13 protein-coding genes are annotated in these 20,552 nt (G+C 37.5%); 12 read left to right on the forward strand and 1 reads right to left on the reverse strand.

What is annotated here, in order from left to right:
* The first annotated feature begins 15 nt into the window (after positions 1-15).
* The 5 genes from B1K71_RS06610 to ebgA all read left to right on the forward strand — a co-directional run bounded on the left by B1K71_RS06610 (position 16) and on the right by ebgA (position 8,262).
* Positions 16-1,458 (forward strand): ABC transporter substrate-binding protein, encoded by a 1,443-nt coding sequence (locus B1K71_RS06610; protein ID WP_077325298.1) that lies wholly within the window; start codon positions 16-18, stop codon positions 1,456-1,458.
* A 114-nt stretch (positions 1,459-1,572) separates the two neighbouring features.
* On the forward strand, positions 1,573-2,550 hold the full coding sequence (locus B1K71_RS06615; protein WP_077325300.1) for a carbohydrate ABC transporter permease: 978 nt from the start codon (positions 1,573-1,575) through the stop codon (positions 2,548-2,550).
* A gap of 2 nt (positions 2,551-2,552) precedes the next feature.
* The gene (locus tag B1K71_RS06620) at positions 2,553-3,380 is read left to right on the forward strand and encodes a carbohydrate ABC transporter permease (RefSeq protein WP_077325302.1); all 828 of its coding nucleotides are present in this window, start codon (positions 2,553-2,555) and stop codon (positions 3,378-3,380) included.
* A 33-nt stretch (positions 3,381-3,413) separates the two neighbouring features.
* Positions 3,414-5,108 (forward strand): amylo-alpha-1,6-glucosidase, encoded by a 1,695-nt coding sequence (locus B1K71_RS06625; protein ID WP_077325304.1) that lies wholly within the window; start codon positions 3,414-3,416, stop codon positions 5,106-5,108.
* A gap of 73 nt (positions 5,109-5,181) precedes the next feature.
* A complete protein-coding gene (gene ebgA / locus B1K71_RS06630) occupies positions 5,182-8,262 on the forward strand; it encodes a beta-galactosidase subunit alpha (RefSeq protein ID WP_077325306.1) in 3,081 nt (1,026 codons plus the stop codon).
* A 106-nt stretch (positions 8,263-8,368) separates the two neighbouring features.
* Here ebgA and B1K71_RS06635 read toward each other — a convergent pair whose 3' ends face one another.
* Positions 8,369-9,604, reverse strand: coding sequence for a helix-turn-helix domain-containing protein (locus tag B1K71_RS06635; RefSeq protein WP_175631854.1), 1,236 nt, complete (start codon positions 9,602-9,604; stop codon positions 8,369-8,371).
* A gap of 386 nt (positions 9,605-9,990) precedes the next feature.
* Between B1K71_RS06635 and B1K71_RS06640 the strand changes: the two genes are divergently transcribed.
* From B1K71_RS06640 to B1K71_RS06670, 7 genes are all read left to right on the forward strand, one after another.
* The gene (locus tag B1K71_RS06640) at positions 9,991-14,190 is read left to right on the forward strand and encodes a S8 family serine peptidase (protein WP_077325310.1); all 4,200 of its coding nucleotides are present in this window, start codon (positions 9,991-9,993) and stop codon (positions 14,188-14,190) included.
* A 68-nt stretch (positions 14,191-14,258) separates the two neighbouring features.
* Positions 14,259-14,795: a signal peptidase I gene (locus B1K71_RS06645; RefSeq protein ID WP_077325312.1), complete on the forward strand. Its 537-nt coding sequence runs from the start codon at positions 14,259-14,261 to the stop codon at positions 14,793-14,795.
* Positions 14,796-14,816: 21 nt separating this feature from the next.
* On the forward strand, positions 14,817-15,485 hold the full coding sequence (locus B1K71_RS06650; RefSeq protein ID WP_077325314.1) for a hypothetical protein: 669 nt from the start codon (positions 14,817-14,819) through the stop codon (positions 15,483-15,485).
* 33 nt (positions 15,486-15,518) lie between these two features.
* On the forward strand, positions 15,519-16,037 hold the full coding sequence (locus B1K71_RS06655) for a hypothetical protein (RefSeq protein ID WP_077325316.1): 519 nt from the start codon (positions 15,519-15,521) through the stop codon (positions 16,035-16,037).
* Between the two features lie 43 nt (positions 16,038-16,080).
* Positions 16,081-16,443 (forward strand): protease inhibitor I9 family protein, encoded by a 363-nt coding sequence (locus B1K71_RS06660; protein WP_077325318.1) that lies wholly within the window; start codon positions 16,081-16,083, stop codon positions 16,441-16,443.
* 199 nt (positions 16,444-16,642) lie between these two features.
* On the forward strand, positions 16,643-17,584 hold the full coding sequence (locus B1K71_RS06665) for a nuclease-related domain-containing protein (RefSeq protein WP_077325320.1): 942 nt from the start codon (positions 16,643-16,645) through the stop codon (positions 17,582-17,584).
* Between the two features lie 147 nt (positions 17,585-17,731).
* Positions 17,732-20,545, forward strand: a complete 2,814-nt coding sequence (locus tag B1K71_RS06670; protein ID WP_077325322.1) for a DEAD/DEAH box helicase — start codon at positions 17,732-17,734, stop codon at positions 20,543-20,545.
* Positions 20,546-20,552 lie beyond the last annotated feature (7 nt).

Here is a 20,552-nt window from a genome sequence, read left to right on the forward strand (position 1 = left end):
TAAGGAGGAAACAAAATGAAAAAGGTTTGGAGTTTAATAATCTGTTTTTGTGTTGTAACGGGGCTGTTGTTAACAGGTTGTCAAAGTAATTCTAGCGATGCCACAGATGGATCTGATGGCAAAGAAGGTGACGTGACACTTACATTGTGGAATAATATTTCCGCGGGAAGAACCTATTTTCCTATATTGATTGAAAAGTTCGAAGAGAAGAATCCAAATATTAATATTAATCTGAAGAACTTGAGTGTGGAATCTTCGCAGGCACAGTACCAGGCTGCAATATCAGATAATAACCTTCCAGATATGTTTACTACAAGTAGTTATTCTATTTCACAGTTAGTGGATCTTGATTTAGTGCATAGTTTGAATAGTATATTCCCAAAAAAAGCTCAAAAACAATATACAGATGGAGTGTTTGCTCCAGGAAATACGATGGTTGGAGACAAAATATATTTATTTCCGATTTATAAGGGTGGCGCTTACATGATGTATTACAACAAAGATGTGCTAAATAAATTGGGAATCGAAAAAATTCCTGAAACTTGGGATGAATTGGAGGAAGCTGGAAAAAAGGTTTACGAAAAATCCGATGGTAAAACTTATGGTTTGTTATTTGGAGGAAAGTCGGAATGGTTGGTTAATGCTGTCACACAGATGATGGCAAGGGGTATTTCACCTGTAAGCGGGTTAGATTACAAGACTGGGAAGTACAACTACTCCACTGAGGGTCATATTGAGACGATAAAGTATTTTAAGGATCTTTTTGACAATAATGTGCTATCACCTGTAAGCCTTGAAACTAATTCGACAAAAGTTCGTGCTTTATTCGCGTCCGGGCAGTCAGCATTTCTGTTTGATGGAAATTGGTCTGGTTTATTGATGCACAAAAATGGGTTTGATAATTTCGGAGTTGCTCCTTTACCTGTTAAAAGTAATGGGGGACATCCTTATGGGGAATTTGGATTGGGTAGTGGAGATGGCATGTATGTTTCGAAAAACACCGAGCATTGGCCAGAAGTTAAACGTTTCCTGAAGTTTCTAAGAGAAAATATTTATGGAGAAGCTATAAAAGTCGGTGAGGCTACTGTAGCAAAGAATTTTGACGCGGTTAAAGCAGAACCGCCGATTCCACAAATAAAAACTATTCAAGAAATTTTTCTCAAATCAAACATTAGAGCGCCAGAGCCAGTGAAATTAAACCCTGCAGCACTAGATGTTACCTTGGAAGTTAATAATAATGCGCCTGATACAAATGTTGGTTCTGTTTTAATGGGCTATTTAGCTGGACAAGTTAGCGATTTAGAAGGAACACTTCAAAAAATAACTGATGGTTATAATGAAGCATTTACAAAAGCTCTTGAATCAAATGATAAGATTAATAGGGAAAATTTTATTTTTCCGAACTGGAAGCCCTATCAACCTTACGGTAAAGAGGATTATCAGGAATTAAAAAAATAGTCTTTGCTATTTAAACAATATAACAAAAGGCTTGGGGCATGGCTATATTTTTTAATAAACCTGCAATGTGTAAAAATGCTGTGCCCCGCTTATATTTTATCGGGGAGAGGTTTCATGAAAAAACAAATAAGTATAGATAGGTCTCATAAGAGAAAGCAGAAAAGTAACCGACAGACCCGAAGTAGATACATATGGGCATATATTTTTATTTTACCCCAACTGATTATATTTTTCGGCCTTTCACTATACCCGATTGTAATGAGCTATGTTTATTCATTTTTTGATTGGTCGGGCATTGGGCCTTTGGATGAATTCGTTGGATTTTCAAATTATATCAAATTGCTAAATGATGACAGGTTTTGGAATTCCTTTATGAATTCAATTATATATACAGTTGGTTTTACCATTATATCGGTATCCGTTGCATTAATATTGGCCTTAATTTTGAATGAACCAAAATTAAAGGGAAAGGGTTTTTATCGCACGTTGTACTTTTTGCCAGTTGTAACTACTACAGCAATAGTGGGAATCATAATGCAGAACATATTCGGGATTCAGGGTCTGGTAAATAAAGTTCTGCAAATGATTGGGGTTATTGATCAGTCTATTCCCTGGCTGGTGAATCCTGTGTTTGCAATGGCTGTCCTAATAATCGTTGGATCTTGGAAGCAGATTGGTATTGTAATGATTTACTGGTTAACAGGATTGCAAATGATTCCCAAAGAATTGTATGAAGCAGCACGAATTGATGGTGCAGGGTATTGGAAAACTTTACGCTACGTAACTCTACCTTTGCTTAAACCAATAGGCGCTACAATACTTTTGTTAACTGTTGTTGGAAGCATGCATGTGTTTGACCTTGTAAAAACCTTAACAGGCGGTGGACCTTACTATTCTACTGAAACACTAGAGTTATATATTTATAATTATGCTTTTACATCTAAATTTGGTCCTGCCCAGGTTGGTTATGCTTCTTCTGCAGGGGTTATTTTGGGATTATCTGTATTTTTAATAAGTTTAATCTTTGGCTGGTTCGTTATTAAAGCCAATAAAAAAAAGAAAATTAATCAAATTAACGTGAGGATGAAATAGCTATGACAGGTAAGATATCAAGGTTACTTATTCATATAGGTTTAATAACATTCGGTATCATCTGGATTTATCCCTTCGTGTGGATGATTTCATCTTCACTCAAGACAAATCAAACATTTATAACTTCAGGAATTAATCCAATACCAGAAAATCCCCAATGGGAAAATTATACACGGGCATGGAAAGTCGCGGATTTTTCCGATTACTTTATTAACTCGGTAATAATCACAATAGCAACAGTTATTATAGTTGTGATTTTGAGTTGTTTAACTGGTTATGCCTTGGGACGAGTCGCATTCCCTGGCCGGAAAGTAATTATCACGATTATCGGGGCTTTAATGTTTATACCCAAGGGATATACAATCATTCCACTATATGAATTAATGCAAATGCTAGGAGTAACAAATTCGTTGGTTGGTGTAATTCTTGCGGAGGCTTCTGGGGCTCATGTGTTATTTATACTATTGTTTGCGGCTTTCTTTTCAAAAATCCCTAACGAAATTGAAGAATCAGCGTCAATAGATGGATGCGGATTTGTAAGAACTTTTTTTAAAATTATCCTTCCGAATGCAAAACCTGTTATTGCTACTGCTGCTATCATGCAATTTATTTGGACGTGGAGTTCATTTTTAATTCCGCTTGTTCTTACGTTGAATAGTCCAGCATTGAGAACATTAGCAGTTGGTATGCTTTCTTTTGTTGGTCAATATCAAACGGATTGGACGGGAATGGCAGCCGGGGCAACAATTTCCTTACTGCCTGTTATCATCGTATTTATTGTGATGCAACGTTATTTTATCGAAGGAATCTCGGGATCGGTAAAGCAATAACAACATATTAGTGAATGGGGGAGGAAGTTATAAATGAATTTTGATCTTAAAGAGATACCCTTTAGTCGTTTTGGCTCCTATCTCGTCATTTCATATATAAATGTGAAGAAAAGTTTGGATGAAGGTCTTTATTTAAGAAATATTAGAGGAGGGGATAACGACAATGGAGCCGTATTTAAGATTGATGTGCTTAAAAATGGAATGCCTATAACCTATGAACCTGTTGCTACGCCAACTCTATTACGATTACAAACAAATGGGGGATTTGTGGAACTCTGCTTAAGTGAACCTGACTGTCTTCGTATTTATGGAAAAGATCTAGGTATTCGATTAACTATGGTAGCGGGAGCATATGATAATGCATTCCATCATCGGCAGGAAAGTTGGCAGGTAAACAGCTTTTCAAAAAATATAAGGTTTATGTTTACACCTTTAATCGGTTCACTTAATATGGATGCACCATGGAATGTAAACAGTTGTGATTATGTGATAGCTGATTTCATCCCTAATGAAAATAGCCATGAAATGTCTTGTGCGATTCAAGAATTTATTACCTCTGTTCCAGATTGTCATTTTAAAGATGATTTTAAAAGTTGTCATGAAAAGGTTGAATCGGAGTATTCAGAATGGTTTGATAAAACGTTGGAAACTTCGGACAAATACAATAGGGGACGAGAACTGGCATCTTACATTACATGGTCCTGTGTGGTAAGACCAGAAGGGAATTTGACACGTCATGCGATGTACATGTCAAAAAATTGGATGACCAATATTTGGAGTTGGGATAATTGTTTTAATGCTATGGCTCTTATTCGAAATAACCCCGACCTTGCTTGGAATCAATTAATGGTTTTTTTCGACAAGCAAGGTCCTAATGGGGTACTTGCAGATTTTATGAATGATCAATTTTCTTACTGGAATTGTAGCAAACCCCCGATTCATGGATGGGCATTATCATGGATGATGCGAAGGTCAAAGCGCATCAGTGTGGAATATTTAAAAAAGATTTATCATCCTCTATCCAATTGGACAAATTGGTTCTTTAAAGAACGTGATGTTAATAACAATGGATTGCCAGAGTATCAACACGGTAATGACAGTGGCTGGGATAACAGTACAGTTTTTCACAAGGGCATTCCTGTGGAGAGTCCGGATCTTTGTGCATTTCTAATTTTACAGATGAATCTTTTAGCAGAAATTGCCGGGATATTGGACTTGGAAGAAGAAAAGGAAAGTTGGGAAGAACTTTCAGAATTTACATTCCAAAAAATGATTACTTATTTTTGGAATGGTGAACAGTTTACTGCACGATATTTTGGAGAGGAAATTGTTGAAGGAGACAGTTTATTGTTGTATATGCCAATCATTCTTGGAAAACAACTTCCTTTAAATATCCGTACAAAACTAATTAATGGTTTGAAAAAAGAATTGCGTTTTAAAACAAAATACGGTCTTGCAACAGAAAGCATTTCAAGCTCTTACTATATTCCAGACGGTTATTGGCGTGGTCCAATCTGGGCACCTTCAACAATGTTGTTGATAGATGGGTTAACTGCCTCAGGTGAAAAAGATTTTGCTCAGGAACTTGCGCGTAAGTTTTGTGAAATGGCTAACCAAAATGGCATGGCAGAAAATTTTAACGCATTAACTGGAGAAGGATTACGAGATCCAGCATTCACATGGACCTCAAGTGTATTTCTCGTTTTAGCGAACGAATATTTATGTTAAACATAAATTATTCTTTTGGTTAAGAATAGATATTACAATTTGCGATACAAAATTCTATAAGAGGAGAATTGATGTGAGGGAATTTAAAGTTTGGGAAGATATTACCATAACAGATAAAAACAGAATGAAACCAAGAGCGTTTTTTCATTCCTATCCTGATAAGCAATCTGCCCTTTATATGGAACCATCTTATACACATAACTTTAAAAGCTTAAATGGGTATTGGCATTTTTTATTTTTGGATGCACCAGAATATTCCCCGTTGGGTTTCGAATTGGAGGATTTCGATAGTAGTGATTGGGATCAGATAAATGTTCCAAGCAATTGGCAAATGGAAGGGTATGGGGATATGCACTATTCAGATTTATGGTATAACTTTCCGATTCGTCCACCGTATGTGCCTTCCAAAAATCCAACTGGGATTTATAAGCGTAATTTTACGATGGATGCAGAGTGGTTGGAACAAAATGTTATTTTGCGGTTTCAAGGTGTTGATTCCGCTTTTCATTTGTGGGTTAACGGTAAGGAAGTTGGCTATAGTAAAGGTGCTAGAATGACAACAGAATTTGACGTCAGTTCGTATGTAAGAGTTGGGAAAAATGAGGTTACTGTTCGGGTTTATCAATGGTCGGATGGTACGTATCTGGAAGATCAGGATATGTGGTGGTTAAGTGGTATATTTAGGGATGTTGATTTGTATACGCAGCCTAAAAAAGGTATCGACGATTTTATAATTGATACTAATTTAAGAGACAACTATACAACTGGGGAATTAACTGTTTCTGGTATAATACGTGGAATTCCAGAGGGGCTGACTATTACTTATGAATTAATAGATGATAAGTTTCAAAGCGTAGTAAATGGACAACAACAATTATCCGAACAATTTATGATTACGGAAAAAGTCAATCAGCCAAGGTTATGGAGTGCCGAGGACCCAAATTTGTACACATTGTTATTAAAAATTAAACAGAAAGATACGGTCCTTGAAGTAATTTCGCAACATGTTGGCTTCCGTCAAATCGAGCGGAAAGGAAAAACGTTTACAGTAAATGGTGTGGCAATCAAACTTAAAGGAGTTAACCGTCATGATTTTCATCCGGTGACAGGGCGTGTTGTATCGAAGGAAAACATTATTGATGATATCCGTCTAATGAAACAACATAACATTAATGCAATACGTACTTCACATTATCCTAACTCTCCATTTTTATATGAGATGTGTGATAGGTATGGTATGTATGTGATTGATGAGGCAGACATCGAATGTCATGGATTTGAGTTGACCAATAATTATAGTTGGATAACCGATAATCCAGCATGGGAAAATGTTTATGTTGATAGACTGGAAAGGATGGTTCAAAGGGATAAAAATCATCCATCGATTATTATGTGGTCTTTAGGGAATGAATCAGGGTTTGGCCATAATTTCTTGCAGATGGCAAAACGTTGCAAGCAATTGGATTCAAGCCGTCTGGTTCATTATGAAGGTGATACTAATGCTCAAGTGACGGATGTATATTCGACTATGTATACGTGGCTGGAATCACCAACCAGAAGTCGAAGGACAATGCAACATATTATTGATACAACGGAAAAACCGCATATTCATTGTGAATATGGTCATGCGATGGGGAATGGCCCCGGTGGTTTAAAGGAATATCAGGAACTTGTTTATGCACATGAGCATCTACAAGGTGGATTTATTTGGGAATGGTATGATCATGGAATTGAGTCAAAAGATGAAAAGGGAAATGTATTTTTTCGTTACGGAGGTGATTTTGGTGACGATCCATCGAATGGAAATTTCTGTATTGATGGATTAATTATGCCCGATCGCACTCCTTCTCCGGCGTTAATGGAATATAAAAAAGTCATTGAACCTGTACATACGCATGACGTAAGCTTAGAGCAGGGGATAATACAAGTTGAAAATAAATATGATTTTATTTCGTTAGAACATTTGACATTACATTACGCTGTTGAGAAAAATGGTCAACCGATACAAACAGGAAGTTATGATTTAACCGACATTCCAGCAGGAAATAGCAAGCAGATAACGTTGGACTATAATCTCTCATTTTTGAAAAGTTTAAATGAGGCAGGTCCGGACTACTTGCTTACTATTTCCTATGTTACCAAACGTGATTATAACTGGGGTACGCAAGGTCAACAATTGGCGACAGCACAATTTACGTTACCAATTGAAACCGATACGTTAATTTTATCGCCAAAAGGGGTATTTCAGGTAGAAAATTCCCCCAATAACCTTAGGGTTACTAGTGAAGAAACCGAAGTTACATTTGATACTGTAAATGGAAGAATGACTTCCTGGAAAAAGGATGGTATTCAAGTTGTGGAAGAAGGTCCGAAACTGCAATTTTGGAGAGCTCCCATTGATAATGATATGTACATTTTAAAAGATTATAAGGAAAAGTACTTTATGCATTTATGGCATGAAATGGTTGACTCCTTCGAATATAAACAAAACGATAGAACGGTAGATATAATTGTAAAAACTGTTAATGGAACAACGAATTCCTCATGGTATTACTATTGCATCTATGAATACCGTATTTATGCAAATGGTGATATTTTATTCAATGTCTCCGGTACCCCAAAAGGAATGATTGAAAATGCACCGGAAATGATTCCGAGAATAGGTGTCGAAATGCGAGTTAATAAAGAATGTGAAAACGTTCGCTGGTATGGTAGAGGTCCAGGCGAATCCTATTCTGATTCAAAACAGGCAAATCTAGTGGGAGTTTACAAGAAAACTGTTAAAGAGATGTTTACAAATTATGTAAAACCGCAAGAAAATGGAAACCACACCGATACACACTGGGCATCATTGGTAAATCGCAATGGAATTGGACTAATGGCTGCAAGTAATTCATTGTTTGATTTCGGAGCTTCATTTTATGAGATATCTGATTTGGAAAATGCAAAACATACTATTGATTTAAACCATAGAAATTATATTGTACTTCATTTAGATAAGAAGCAAAATGGATTGGGTTCGAATTCATGCGGTCAAAATCAACTAGAAAAATATAGATGTAAATTTGAACCTTTTACTTTTCAACTGAAACTGTCGGTGTATTCTAATAAAGAAACCAGTGATGATATAAAAGGTCTGGAAAGGCTTGAATAACCGATTATTCTTTTTAAACACTGGAAGAGGCTTTTATTGTTATGCCTCTTCCAGTGTTGTCATAGTGATTATGGAGATGTTTGATGTAATTCTCCACGAAAATGAATTATTGATTTTGATTATTAACAAGGTCGTCCGCCACCTCCAGTGCCTTATCATTTTCCCCATTCCCGGTATAGTAATTAAACAGCTCCCGTTCATATTTCTGAGCGAGTGCAATATAACCATGTTCTTTAAAATATGGAATTGCCTTATTGGCCAAGTATTGATGGTATTGGTTACTTCGTTTCAGAATTATATATTTATGAAGTGAAAATACAATTTCATATAATTTGTTTTTAATTGTTTTTGCGATGTCTAAACCTTTGAACACATCGTGCAGCAGTTCTTCTTCAGATAACAGTCCTCCATCATATGAGCTCTTGATATAACCTTCCAATGAAAGTAAATAAATAGTGGAGTACGCTTTTTTTAGCTTTAAAGATTGTTCATAAAGCTGTTTGGATTTTTGATATTTTTTCCTTCTTAAATTTTCGTAGGCAAAATTATGCAGCAGCTTTGCCGTTTTATCCGGGGAATTACAAAGATCACAGATTTTGAGCAGGTCTTCGTACTGTCTGGTGGTTTCATTAAAATCACGATGCTGATCGGATTCTATTTGAATAATCATAAGGTTTTCTGTGTCAATAACACCAAGGAAGTTATTGGTTTGTTTATATAGCTGTAATGCCTTTGCTGCATAATGATAGGACATTACGGGAGAGTTATTATAGTGATAAGCCGTTGCTATATCATAGTAAACCAAGGCATTGGAATAACGTTCTAAATCAATGTTTTTTAATAATTTAATCGCTTTTAAATGGTTCTCGATTGCTATGTTATAAATCCCTAATACATGGTTATATAAATTTTGTTCAAAAACAGGCAGATCTTCGGGTCCCTTGGTAAGTTTTTTAATGGCATTATGCACTTTATGTAATTCCTGATTTTTAAGGTGATGTTTGATGAAAAGCAGCTTGTAGCGCATTTCATATTCCGATAGCTTGATTAAATCATTTTTGTTCAATTCTTCGTGAATTTTCGCAGCTTCCTCCATGTTTTGTGAAATAATCATCTCATGCCATTTGTCGAGTTTTGCTTTGATATTCTTTAAACTTTTCACTTCTTCATCAATATCAATTTCCAGCCTGTTTGCCAGCAATGTGGTAATTTCAGGGGAATATTCGGTTAAACCCCGTTCAATTTTACTTATATGTGTTGTAGAACATATCCCTTCGCAGAGCTGATCTTGTGTAAGTCTTGCTTTCTTCCGGTAAAATTTGATGACTTCCCCTTCGTACATATCGAATCCCCCCATTTGATTCCAAGCCAATTACAAGCATAAATGTAACCATTTGTTGTCCATTATATCGAAATTTCCATAAATTTGGGGTTTTTAAGATAGTACTTAAGTACCGTTTTAAACATTGATCCAATTTCCCGAAATAACAGCAGATGATATGGCTGGCCTTTTGTAAGTCGATTTTTGTTTTATTTAGGACAGTTGATTTCCGCTGACAATGTCGAACTTCTCACCCGTTTATAATCTTTAAAATACTCCAAAAACCCCAATTTACAGCCTTCCAGCTTGTGCTTACTATGGAGTTAATAGTTATTTTTTATTGGAGGGAAGCGAGGTGAAATTCAAAAAATAACTAAAACCAGAAAATCACGGGAAAGGGGAAAAAGATGAGAAAAAGACGATTTACGGTATTGTCTATCGTATTATCTGTCATTTTAGTTTTGAGCACCATGATCCCGTCAACACAATTTGCAAATGCAGCGAACAATAAATCGAAAGACGCTGCAGACATTTTAAACAATCTGACAGAAAAAGAGCGTAATCAATTAAATAAACTGGAGGCAGATCCAAACTTTACAATCCAGCCGGGCATTAACATTGAAAGTACTGACCCGGTAAATGTAGTAGTTGAATTTAAGCAGGAGCCTGCCAAAGTTGAAATGGCCAAGGCCAAGTTAAAAAGACAACGGACCTCCGTAACACTTTCTAAGGCGGAAGAGAAAGTGGAGTCATCACATAAGAAGTTTAATGACGTGATCAGTCAGTTGAAAAAAAGGAAATCAGTTTCGGCACAGGAAATCGCTGTAACCCAAGAATATCGCAGTGCTTTTAATGGGGTTGCAATGACTTTACCGGGCAATAAAATTAAGACCCTGATTGACTCGGGACTTGTCGAGCGTATTTGGAAGGATAAATCGGTTCAGCTTGAATTACCTGAAAGCAATCAGAAAAAAATAGAACCTAAAATGGCCGACAGCATCCCCCAAATCGGTGTGGACAAGCTTCACGAAGAAGGAATTAAAGGTGAGGGAATAAACGTAGGTGTTATTGATACAGGTATCGATTACAATCATCCGGACCTTAAGAAAGCCTACGAAGGTTATAAGAAAACAAAAGGGGAAGACCCAAGCCAAGTTAATCCGGACAGTGTAAAGGGCTGGGATTATGTTGGAAATGATGCAGATCCGATGGAAACCACTTATAAGGAATGGCAGAAATCGGGTAAACCGGAATTTGATTATCGTGGTTCCAGTTATTACACTTCACACGGTACACATGTATCAGGAACCATCGCGGGACAAAAAGATAACGCCGTTGATTACGCGGTAAAAGGGGTAGCCCCTGAAGCAGATTTATACAGCTACCGTGTACTTGGACCATATGGAAGCGGTAAAATCAGCTGGATTTTGGCCGGAATCGATAAAGCGGTAAAAGATAAGATGGATGTTATCAATCTATCATTGGGTTCATCTGCTAAAGATCCGTTATCACCAACTTCTGTTGCGGTAAATAATGCAATGCTTTCCGGAGTGGTAACAGTTGTAGCAGCGGGAAATGCGGGGCCAGGCGAAAAAACACTTGGATCACCAGGTACATCCGCCATGTCCATTACGGTTGGGGCAAGTGATGTATCCCAGACAATCCCAACGTTTACGGCTTCAGCGGGTGACATCAAGTTTAACGATGTGAAACTGCTGGGGAAAAATTTCAAAGCTGACCTGAAAAAATATGAAGATCAAGCATATCCGGTAGTTTTTGCCGGGCTTGGAACGCCAGCAGATTTTGCGGACAAAAACCTGGAAGGAAAAATTGCATTAATCGAGCGCGGCAGCATTACTTTTGATGAAAAGATTAAAAATGCAACTAATGCTGGTGCCGAGGCAGTAATAGTCTATAACAACATAGATGGCCAGATTCCTTATTATCTGGGAGAAAATACTGCATATATTCCGGCATTTCGTATATCAAAAGAAGATGGTCAAGCATTAAAAGCTGCCATTACAGACGGGGCAGCCTTCACATTTCAAGAATTAGGAAATACAAAAACGGTTGGTGACCACTTGGCAGATTTCAGTTCAAGAGGTCCGGTATCGCACACCTATGATATTAAACCGGATGTAGTTGCACCGGGAGTAGCAATCTATTCAACAGCGCCATTTTACATCAATGATGCTGCAAATGGAACATATGAAACGGCATATCAGCGAATGAACGGTACTTCTATGGCAACTCCGCATGTAGCTGGTACTGCAGCATTAATTTTGCAGGAAAATCCGAAGTATACGCCATTTGATGTCAAGACCGCTTTGATGAATACGTCGGTTGATCTGCAAGAAGATTATTCTGTTTATGAGGTCGGATCCGGACGAATAAATGCATATGATGCCGTTCATGCAAAAACATCCATTTCCGTTCAAGATAAGACGGAAATGATGGACGAAGACGAACTAATCAACATGGACAACCCGACCGGATCGTTATCATTCGGCAGTCACTTTTTAGATGGTGAAGGTAAAATAAAAGAAAGCCAGTCAATCGTTATTGCAAATCAATCGAGTGCAGATAACCAATATAATTTGAATGTTGAATTTCTGTCTGCTGATGGTGACCGGCAGGATGCAGAAACGAATGATGTGTCATTGGAATTGAAACAAACGGTTACGATACCATCCGGTGATAACAAAGAAATAACACCGGTCATTTCGGTTCCGCAAACTGCTGCTGTCGGAACATACGAAGGGTACGTTCATGTGGTAAATGCGGACAATCCTGAGGAAGCATACCAAATTCCTTTTGCAATCCGGATTACGGAAAAAGGCATCAACAGTATGGAGCTCTTCAGGCACGCTGTTCCGAATGAATGGACATTCCATTCGTTTTTAGTTCCTTTTATCGGACTGGAATTTAAATTGAACAGCAAGATGGAAACAATTGACATGATTGTTGCGGACGCTGATACGGATGAACCAATCGGTTATCTTGGTTCATTAAATGCGAAAGAAATGCCTGTAGATACAACGTTGTATGTTGTTCGGGCATTTATGGGCAACGTTTTCTTATTCACAGGTGACCCTTCTGATCCAATTGCAGATGAGCTTACGAAATTGGATGAAGGAGCTTACAAAATTAAAATGATAGCTTCCGATAGTAATGGTAATCAGTACACGGCCGATGAAATTGTCGCAGTTGATAATACGCCGGCAGAAATGACTTTTGACGATTACAATCCCGGTATTTATGAAGTGGATGAATCAATGTATACCGATGAGGACGGCTACCATGCATTATGGGTGCACACGAATGTCTATGATTCTACCATTGATTTGCTTAATTCCTATGGTCTTGATTACGATCAGTCTGAAAACATCGTTGCATATTACCAAAATTCACCTTTCCCTGGAAGGTTGCCAGTATCGGCTGACGGCAATATGAAATTCGGTGTTCTGCCTGAAGAAGTAGAAAATGGGCCGGTTAAATTACGTCTGATGCCGGTAGACCTCGCAACAAATGCCAGATTAATTGATCAAATTCCATACGTGTTTGTGAAAAAAGGCACAGCCTATGGCGAGGTGGTTAACAATCAGAAAGAAGTAAAATTGGGTGATGAAATAACACTGACGTTAAAACTGGATAACGTTAAAAAACTTGTGTCCGGTGAATTTAAACTGAATTACATGAAAGATTTGTATGAATTCAAAGGTGTAAAGCTAAGTGATGAGCTAGCACAATATGCCAAGGAACACAATGTTGAAATCAATACAACGGAACCCGAGATTTCCGATGATCTATTTGCCAAAACCGTTAAAGTTGGAGCGGCTTTTGATAAACAGGATTTTGAAGGGTTCAGCGGGGATATTAATTTCATTGACGTGACCTTCGAGGTAATTGGTGATGCGTATTATGGAGAAAAAGCGCAATTGATTCATACGGTGCAGGAATTCACCTATCAATCAGGAAATAAAGACGAAGTGAAAAGTATTCCGGTTTTTGCACAGGATGAATACAACTTTATTTCCAAACATTCGACGGTTAACGGATATATTAATGCCGAAGCGTTCCTTCATGAAGCCGGTTTTCCGCTTAACCTGGACTACGAGGAAATTGGGGTAAAAATCTCTGCCAAAGATTCAAAAGGCAACATATACAAAGGAGCATTCACAAACGGCTCACGGTTTGAAATCAAAGGACTGCCGGTGTCGAAGGATCCTTATAAGATTATCTTGGATGCACCCGGACATTTAAATAGTTCGTCGAAAATACAGGTTAGCAAAAAAGTTGATGGCGACCTCCGAGGTGATTCGGTTCGGGTTGATCTGCCATTAAATTACGCTGGGGATGTGAATGACGATGGCTTGATTGACATTATGGATGTCATGCGTGTCGTTGCTCATTACGGCAAGTCCATTCCTTCAAAAGCTGACCTGAATAAGGACGGGACGGTTAATGAAACAGATATCCGTTATATCGAGAAAAACTTCCTGAAAGTCGGCAAGGAAGCAAAAGCAGGTAAAGAGCCAAGGGAGAAACTGGGTAACAAAGGTTTAAATGACTTTTTGCAGGCCATTGGACTTGAACCAGCAAAGTAATGAAAGGCAACTCGCATCATGCTCCATATGTGCGCATTGCCATTCAATAACAGGATGGGGGTATCTTGATGGGCGGTATAAAAAAAGTAGTTACACATAGTATTCGGTTCATGTTTGTTGTGTTGTTTATTGTTGTATCCTGGTTTGTTATTCAAACCATCGCACAGCCTGATCAACCCCCATCTTTTTTCGGTTATAAGATTTTTACTGTTTTATCAAACAGTATGAAGCCAGATTTTGAGACCGGGGATTTAATCGTGGTCAAATCAATGGCTGCGTCAGAAGTACAGCCAAACGATGTTATCACGTTCAGGGCTGACCATGAAAAACGTATTACACACAGGGTTATTGATATAGCACACAAAGATGGGTCACTGTTTTTTGTAACAAAAGGGGATAACAATAACGTCAAAGATGACAAATTGGTACCGGCGGAATCATTGGCGGGTAAAAAACTGTTTTCCATACCGTATGGCGGCTATATATCGGCATTTATAAAAAGTCCGATAGGCTTTACCTGTATCATTGTATTGCCTTTAATCATCTATATAGGTCTGGAAGTTTATGAAAGAAGGAAAAAACTGGAGCAGTCTGTAAACGTATAGTTTAAAAGGGAGGAATTGAAATTGAAAAAGACGAAAAATCTTTTATTGGGAATCGCGTTAGCCGGTATTTTAATCGCAGCAGCAGGGGGAACATATTCATGGTTTACTTCCGAAACGAATGCACAGGGTGATATGGTAAATGGCGCATTGGAGATCAATAATGGTGGGGATATAGAAGAACCAATGTTTTCCGGTGTAAAATTTGCCCCGTCTCAGCTGCAATATGGCAATTGGCTTACAATTACAAATTCCGGCGACTTGGATGCGTTCTTGAAAACCACCTACAGTCATACGGTTGACAAGGCATCTTTGGAATCTTATGACGTCGGTTTCATGGCAATGAAATATACAACTGCACCTGATCAGGATGTTTACGAGCAGTCAAAAATTGCTCTTGAGAACCTGTTCAATGGGACAACAAATGAAAAAAGTGCAACACTTTCCAGTCTGTCAGAAGGTGTTCAGGTCAAAGGCAAGGTATTGGCCGATGGTGAAGCAGATTCCGGAACGATTGTGTTTGGAGAAGGGGAAGATGATTCATTTTGGAAACTGGAAGAAGGACAGTACATTGATATTATGGTGGGCATTAAACTGGATGAACATGCCGGAAATGAGTATCAGGGTGCAACCTATAACGCTTCTCTAAACGTGAAAGCTAAACAAACCGATAATGGCGCACAATACGAATAAGCACATAGTTGATTGTTTTGGATGGTGATAATAATGGTGACAAAGACACGTATCGTTAAGTTTATATGCACGATGACAGTGCTGTATCTTTTCGCTGTTTCCATCAGCACAGCAGATACGTTCGCATGGTTTACAAGTGAAAGCAATGCACATGGAACGATGGTAAATGCTACAACGAACGATTTACTTTCCATTCAGGCGGATGTTATCTCCTACAAATCGAATTGTGAGGTAAAAGTTGCCGTTACAATCCAAAACACTTCTAAAATTGCAATCCCTATTCGATTGGCGAACTATCAGGAATCATTATCTCCCGGTGAAACGTATTCAAAGGAGTTTCAGGAGAAGCCTTCTTGTGTGGCAGCAGAAATTCAATATCCATTACAAGGCTTTACAAACTATATTAACGAAACAATCCATATACCTTTGGATCAGAAAAAGCTGGAAGAAGCAAGCCGTAATGGTCATGAAAAAATAAAACCGGAAAGCACAGGAACAAAAAACAACGAAATTACGGATGAAGTACAAAATCCAACAAAGGACATGGGCTAGCACTCATGTCCTTTGGAAAAAACGTAAATAAAGGAAACGTGATATGAATTCACCTATATATATTGATCCGGAAATAGATCTGCAAAGCAACGAAACAGCTGAGATTATTATAGAGTTTCGGATTAAACCAGCCAGTTTATCAACAGAAAAGTCAAATTCAGATGCCAGACGGAAGGTTGATGAAAGCCATTGTTACTTTCGGGAAGAATTACAAGCATTACTTGAAAATAATCGAGTTGCTTATAAGCTTATGAATACATACACGGAAACATTTAATGGCGTATCCATCAAATTACAGTCGGACAAGATTACGCTCTTATTGTCTTCTAACGTAATAAGCGCAATTTACAGCAATCGTGAACAGGTATTGCCGATAAAACCGATTGATCCCAGGTATCAGGTATGAACTATCTTTTTTTCTACCATAGATCAAATTAAATAGCATTGGGCCAACTACCGTCCCAATGCTATTTTTCTGGTTAAAATACCGGGAGTCCCAAAAGAAGCAGCTTATTTCAGTATATAGTTTGGAAAAGTTTACTAGTACTATCTATGTTACTTTGATAATATGGAAATAAACACCATAAATGTAAGGTGGGTGTAACATGCTGTATACGATTGCAATAGTTGTTCTAAGTATCGGATTACTCGGTTGCGTTTGGTATATTTTCCGTTTAAAGAAAAATACAACGGAAAGCCAGTTAAATGCATTCGAAAGGCATCAACAGGAAATTGCAGCTGCACAAGAAGATTTCAAATCATCGTATCATGAACAGGAGAATGAATGGCAGGAGAAGATGGCCGAATTTGAGCAGTTCTATAAAAAAGACATTCAAATCCTGAATACTCATATCAGCAAATTGAATAAAAACATTAATGATTTACAACGATATTCCCGGAATCACGGGGAAATTGTTACCCACCAGATATTGGAGCATTTAAAAAGTGAGCTGGTTCAGGAAAACATGATTTCCAGCGTTGAAATGTATATTTTACCCAATCTTTTTATACCATTTGAGGAAAATGGCAACTTAAAAACACGGCAGATGGATCACCTGGTATTATTGCCAACAGGCTTTTATGTCGTGGAAACCAAGTACTGGCAGGGGAAAATCGTTCATGGATTGACACAGGAAAATGCAGGATCATTTTCCTTCATAGCGGATATAATGACATCCAAAAACCCATCAACAAGAAAACATACGCTTGTTTTTGTTCCGGATGATGAAGGCATCCAAGTTAAATCATATGGTAATCCAACACAACAAGTTATGACAACGGCATTGACATTAAGAAAATATATCAACACTCATTTTGATCGAAATCCCTTTATTACGCCTGTTGTTTATTTCGGTTATTCATCCGACAAAGAAACAGATGGTGTAATTGATTTATCCGACAATCAAAACGTTCCCAGGTTAGTGGGGGAAACAGAGATTCGTCAATATTTTCGTAATCAGTTAAGGAATGAAGAGAAAAGGCATTCTAAGGAGGAACTCAAAGAGGTAAAGGAAAATCTTGAGGGGATAAATTATTTGATTACATGACTAGCTTATATTAATAGGGCACTTTAAATGGGAATTGGTAGACCGAATGGATTGATAACCATTGAATAAGGCTTGGCGGGATGAATATATAGGATCGTATATCTGCCAACTAATTTTTGGTAGAATAAGTTTACTGGGGGTTTACCAATGCATAAAGAAAAAAACTTAATCGTAAATTCAGAGCAAACCAATCTTCTTAAAGAGTTAACATCTTCCTTGGAAACGTGTAATCGATTCTATTTTAGTGTCGCTTTTGTAAATTTTAGTGGTCTCCAACTTCTTTTGGACCCAATGAAAGAAGCACAAAAAAGGGGAGTGGAAGGGGAAATTATTACTTCTACATACTTGAATTTTACGGAACCAAAAGCCTTGGAAAGACTGAGACAGTTTGAAAATGTAGATTTGAAGGTTTTTGTAACTGAACGTAATATTGGGTTCCATACAAAAGCATACATATTCGAATACGATGATTATTTTAAAGTGATGATTGGTTCTTCCAATATAACTCAGTCTGCATTGAAAAGTAATGTGGAATGGAACGTTGAGATTATTTCCAAGAATGATGAATCTTTTATTCAACAAGTGATATCGGAATTCCATAGTTTGTGGAAAAGAAGTACGGTAGTGAATGATTTCTTTTTACAAGATTACAAACAATTTATTAAGAATATTGACCGGGTAACCTCATCCAAATCAATGATCTATGAGAAAGCTGATTACATTGTCCCGAATTCCATGCAAACAAAAGCGATGGAAAATCTGGATAGGCTTCGAACCCTTGGGGAGAAGAGAGCATTGGTCATCGCGGCTACAGGTACTGGTAAAACATATATGTCGGCGTTTGACGTACAGCATTTCAAACCTAAAAAGCTTCTCTTTGTTGTGCACCGTGAAGAAATATTGACTAAAGCAAAGGAAACGTATGAAAAACTTCTCCCTAATAGGAATATAAGATTCGGTATGCTAACTGGGACAAGGAAAGATTTAGAAGCAGAATATATTTTCGCAACGATCCAGACACTTTCACGACACTATCATCAATTTAGTCCGGATGAGTTTGACTATATTATTTATGATGAAGCACACCATGCTACTGCAGATACGTATCAGGATGTTATTGAGTACTTTAAACCAAGTTTTATGTTAGGGATGACGGCCACTCCAGAACGCGGGGATAGCCGGTCGATCTTTGAAATATTCGATTTTAACGTTGCACTTGAAGTGCGTTTACATGACGCGCTTGAAGATGACATTGTCGTACCATTCCATTATTTCGGGATTACAGATATTGATGAAATTGACCTTAGTGACGTTTCCGTTGATGATCTAGATGAGATTACAAAGCGACTTAAGGTCAATGAACGTGTGGATTTTATTATAGAAAAAATGAAGTTTTATGGGCATGATGGGAAAAAGCGTAAATGTTTAGGATTCTGTGCAAGCAGGGAGCATGCGCGTTATATGGCAGATCAGTTCAATAAGCGTGATATTCCCAGTGCTTATTTATCGGGTGAAGACGATGTACCAGTCAGACAAGCTCGGATAGCTGAATTGGAAAATGATCTTAACGATTTACAAGTTATCTTTACTGTAGATATTTTTAATGAAGGCGTTGATATTCCGTCAGTCAATACCGTCTTGATGCTTCGTCCCACTAATTCTCCAATTGTGTTTATTCAACAATTGGGACGTGGGTTGAGAAAATATCAGGATAAATCCTTCTTAACAGTCCTTGATTTCATTGGCAATCATACGAAGACATTTTTAATTGCCATTGCCCTAAATGGCAGCCGATATTATGATAAAGAAAGCCTAAAAGTAGCAATATCAACCGGGTTTGCTCACTTGCCAGGTGCCACTCATATTCAAATGGATAAAATATCTCAGGAACGTATTTTGGCACAAATTGATCAAGAGAAATTCACCTCCATGAAGTATTTAAAAGAGGAGTATTTTGAATTTAAAAAAATGAACAATGGTAGGGTTCCTAAACTATTGATGGATTTTTATAAGTATGATGGCGCACCAGATCCGGTGAAATTCATTGATAAAGAAAAGTCTTATTTAAACTTTGTTGCAAAAGTGGAGAAAGATCAACAGCTACAACAATTACTGGCCAACGAGCCGTTTGAAAAAGCACTGAAATGGTTGTCCAGCATGCTGCCACTAAAGCGAATCTATGATTTTGTTATATTGAACTACTTGTTTGAACAGCCAACAATCACAATAGATGAGGCCGAACAAGAGATACTGAAATGGGTAAAAAATGTTGATGAAGATAGTGTTTATCACGCCATAGAATTCTTAAATCAGAACTTTTTTGATAACACGCAGAAAAAAAGAATTCCAAAGTTAGCAAACTTACAAGGAGAGCGGCTTTTAAGGACTAATTCATTTGAACAGCTTTTGACAAATCCTAGTTACAAGAAGTACTTAATTGATGTTATTGAGTATGGTTTGTTCCGGTATGAAAGAGAATTTGGAGAGAAATATTATGGTGTACCTCATTTTAAGTTATATGAGCAGTACCAAATGATGGATGCAGCATTGCTTTCAAATTATCGAAAGAGCCATAGTGCATACAGAGGTTCTGGCTTACTTGCAAATGGGGATGATTATTTCCTTTACATAGACCTCCATAAGGAAGTAGATGTAAAGGAAAGTCTTAATTATAATGATAAAATTATTGATCGAAAGCATTTTCAATGGGAGACCCCTAACAATACAGCACAAAGTTCTGAACGTGGTAAGAACATTATTTATAACCAGGATAGAGGAATCAATTTACATTTATTTGTACGAAAGTTTAGGGAGATTGAAAAAAATAATGTGGAACCCTTTATTTATATCGGAAAAGGGAATACGATCGGCTATCAAGGGGAAAGACCAATTGAGGTACAACTGGAATTGGAACACACACTACCACAACAACTATATATAGAATTAACAGAGAAGGTATAGGCCTCTT

Source organism: Virgibacillus siamensis (assembly GCF_900162695.1).
GTDB classification, from domain to species: domain Bacteria; phylum Bacillota; class Bacilli; order Bacillales; family Amphibacillaceae; genus Lentibacillus; species Lentibacillus siamensis_A.

Coding starts and splice junctions, on each gene's coding strand:
- B1K71_RS06610 (WP_077325298.1), top strand. CDS start 16: ATGAAAAAGGTTTGGAGTTTAATAATCTGTTTTTGTGTTGTAACGGGG.
- B1K71_RS06615 (WP_077325300.1), top strand. CDS start 1,573: ATGAAAAAACAAATAAGTATAGATAGGTCTCATAAGAGAAAGCAGAAA.
- B1K71_RS06620 (WP_077325302.1), top strand. CDS start 2,553: ATGACAGGTAAGATATCAAGGTTACTTATTCATATAGGTTTAATAACA.
- B1K71_RS06625 (WP_077325304.1), top strand. CDS start 3,414: ATGAATTTTGATCTTAAAGAGATACCCTTTAGTCGTTTTGGCTCCTAT.
- B1K71_RS06635 (WP_175631854.1), bottom strand. CDS start 9,604: ATGTACGAAGGGGAAGTCATCAAATTTTACCGGAAGAAAGCAAGACTT.
- B1K71_RS06640 (WP_077325310.1), top strand. CDS start 9,991: ATGAGAAAAAGACGATTTACGGTATTGTCTATCGTATTATCTGTCATT.
- B1K71_RS06645 (WP_077325312.1), top strand. CDS start 14,259: ATGGGCGGTATAAAAAAAGTAGTTACACATAGTATTCGGTTCATGTTT.
- B1K71_RS06655 (WP_077325316.1), top strand. CDS start 15,519: ATGGTGACAAAGACACGTATCGTTAAGTTTATATGCACGATGACAGTG.
- B1K71_RS06660 (WP_077325318.1), top strand. CDS start 16,081: ATGAATTCACCTATATATATTGATCCGGAAATAGATCTGCAAAGCAAC.
- B1K71_RS06665 (WP_077325320.1), top strand. CDS start 16,643: ATGCTGTATACGATTGCAATAGTTGTTCTAAGTATCGGATTACTCGGT.
- B1K71_RS06670 (WP_077325322.1), top strand. CDS start 17,732: ATGCATAAAGAAAAAAACTTAATCGTAAATTCAGAGCAAACCAATCTT.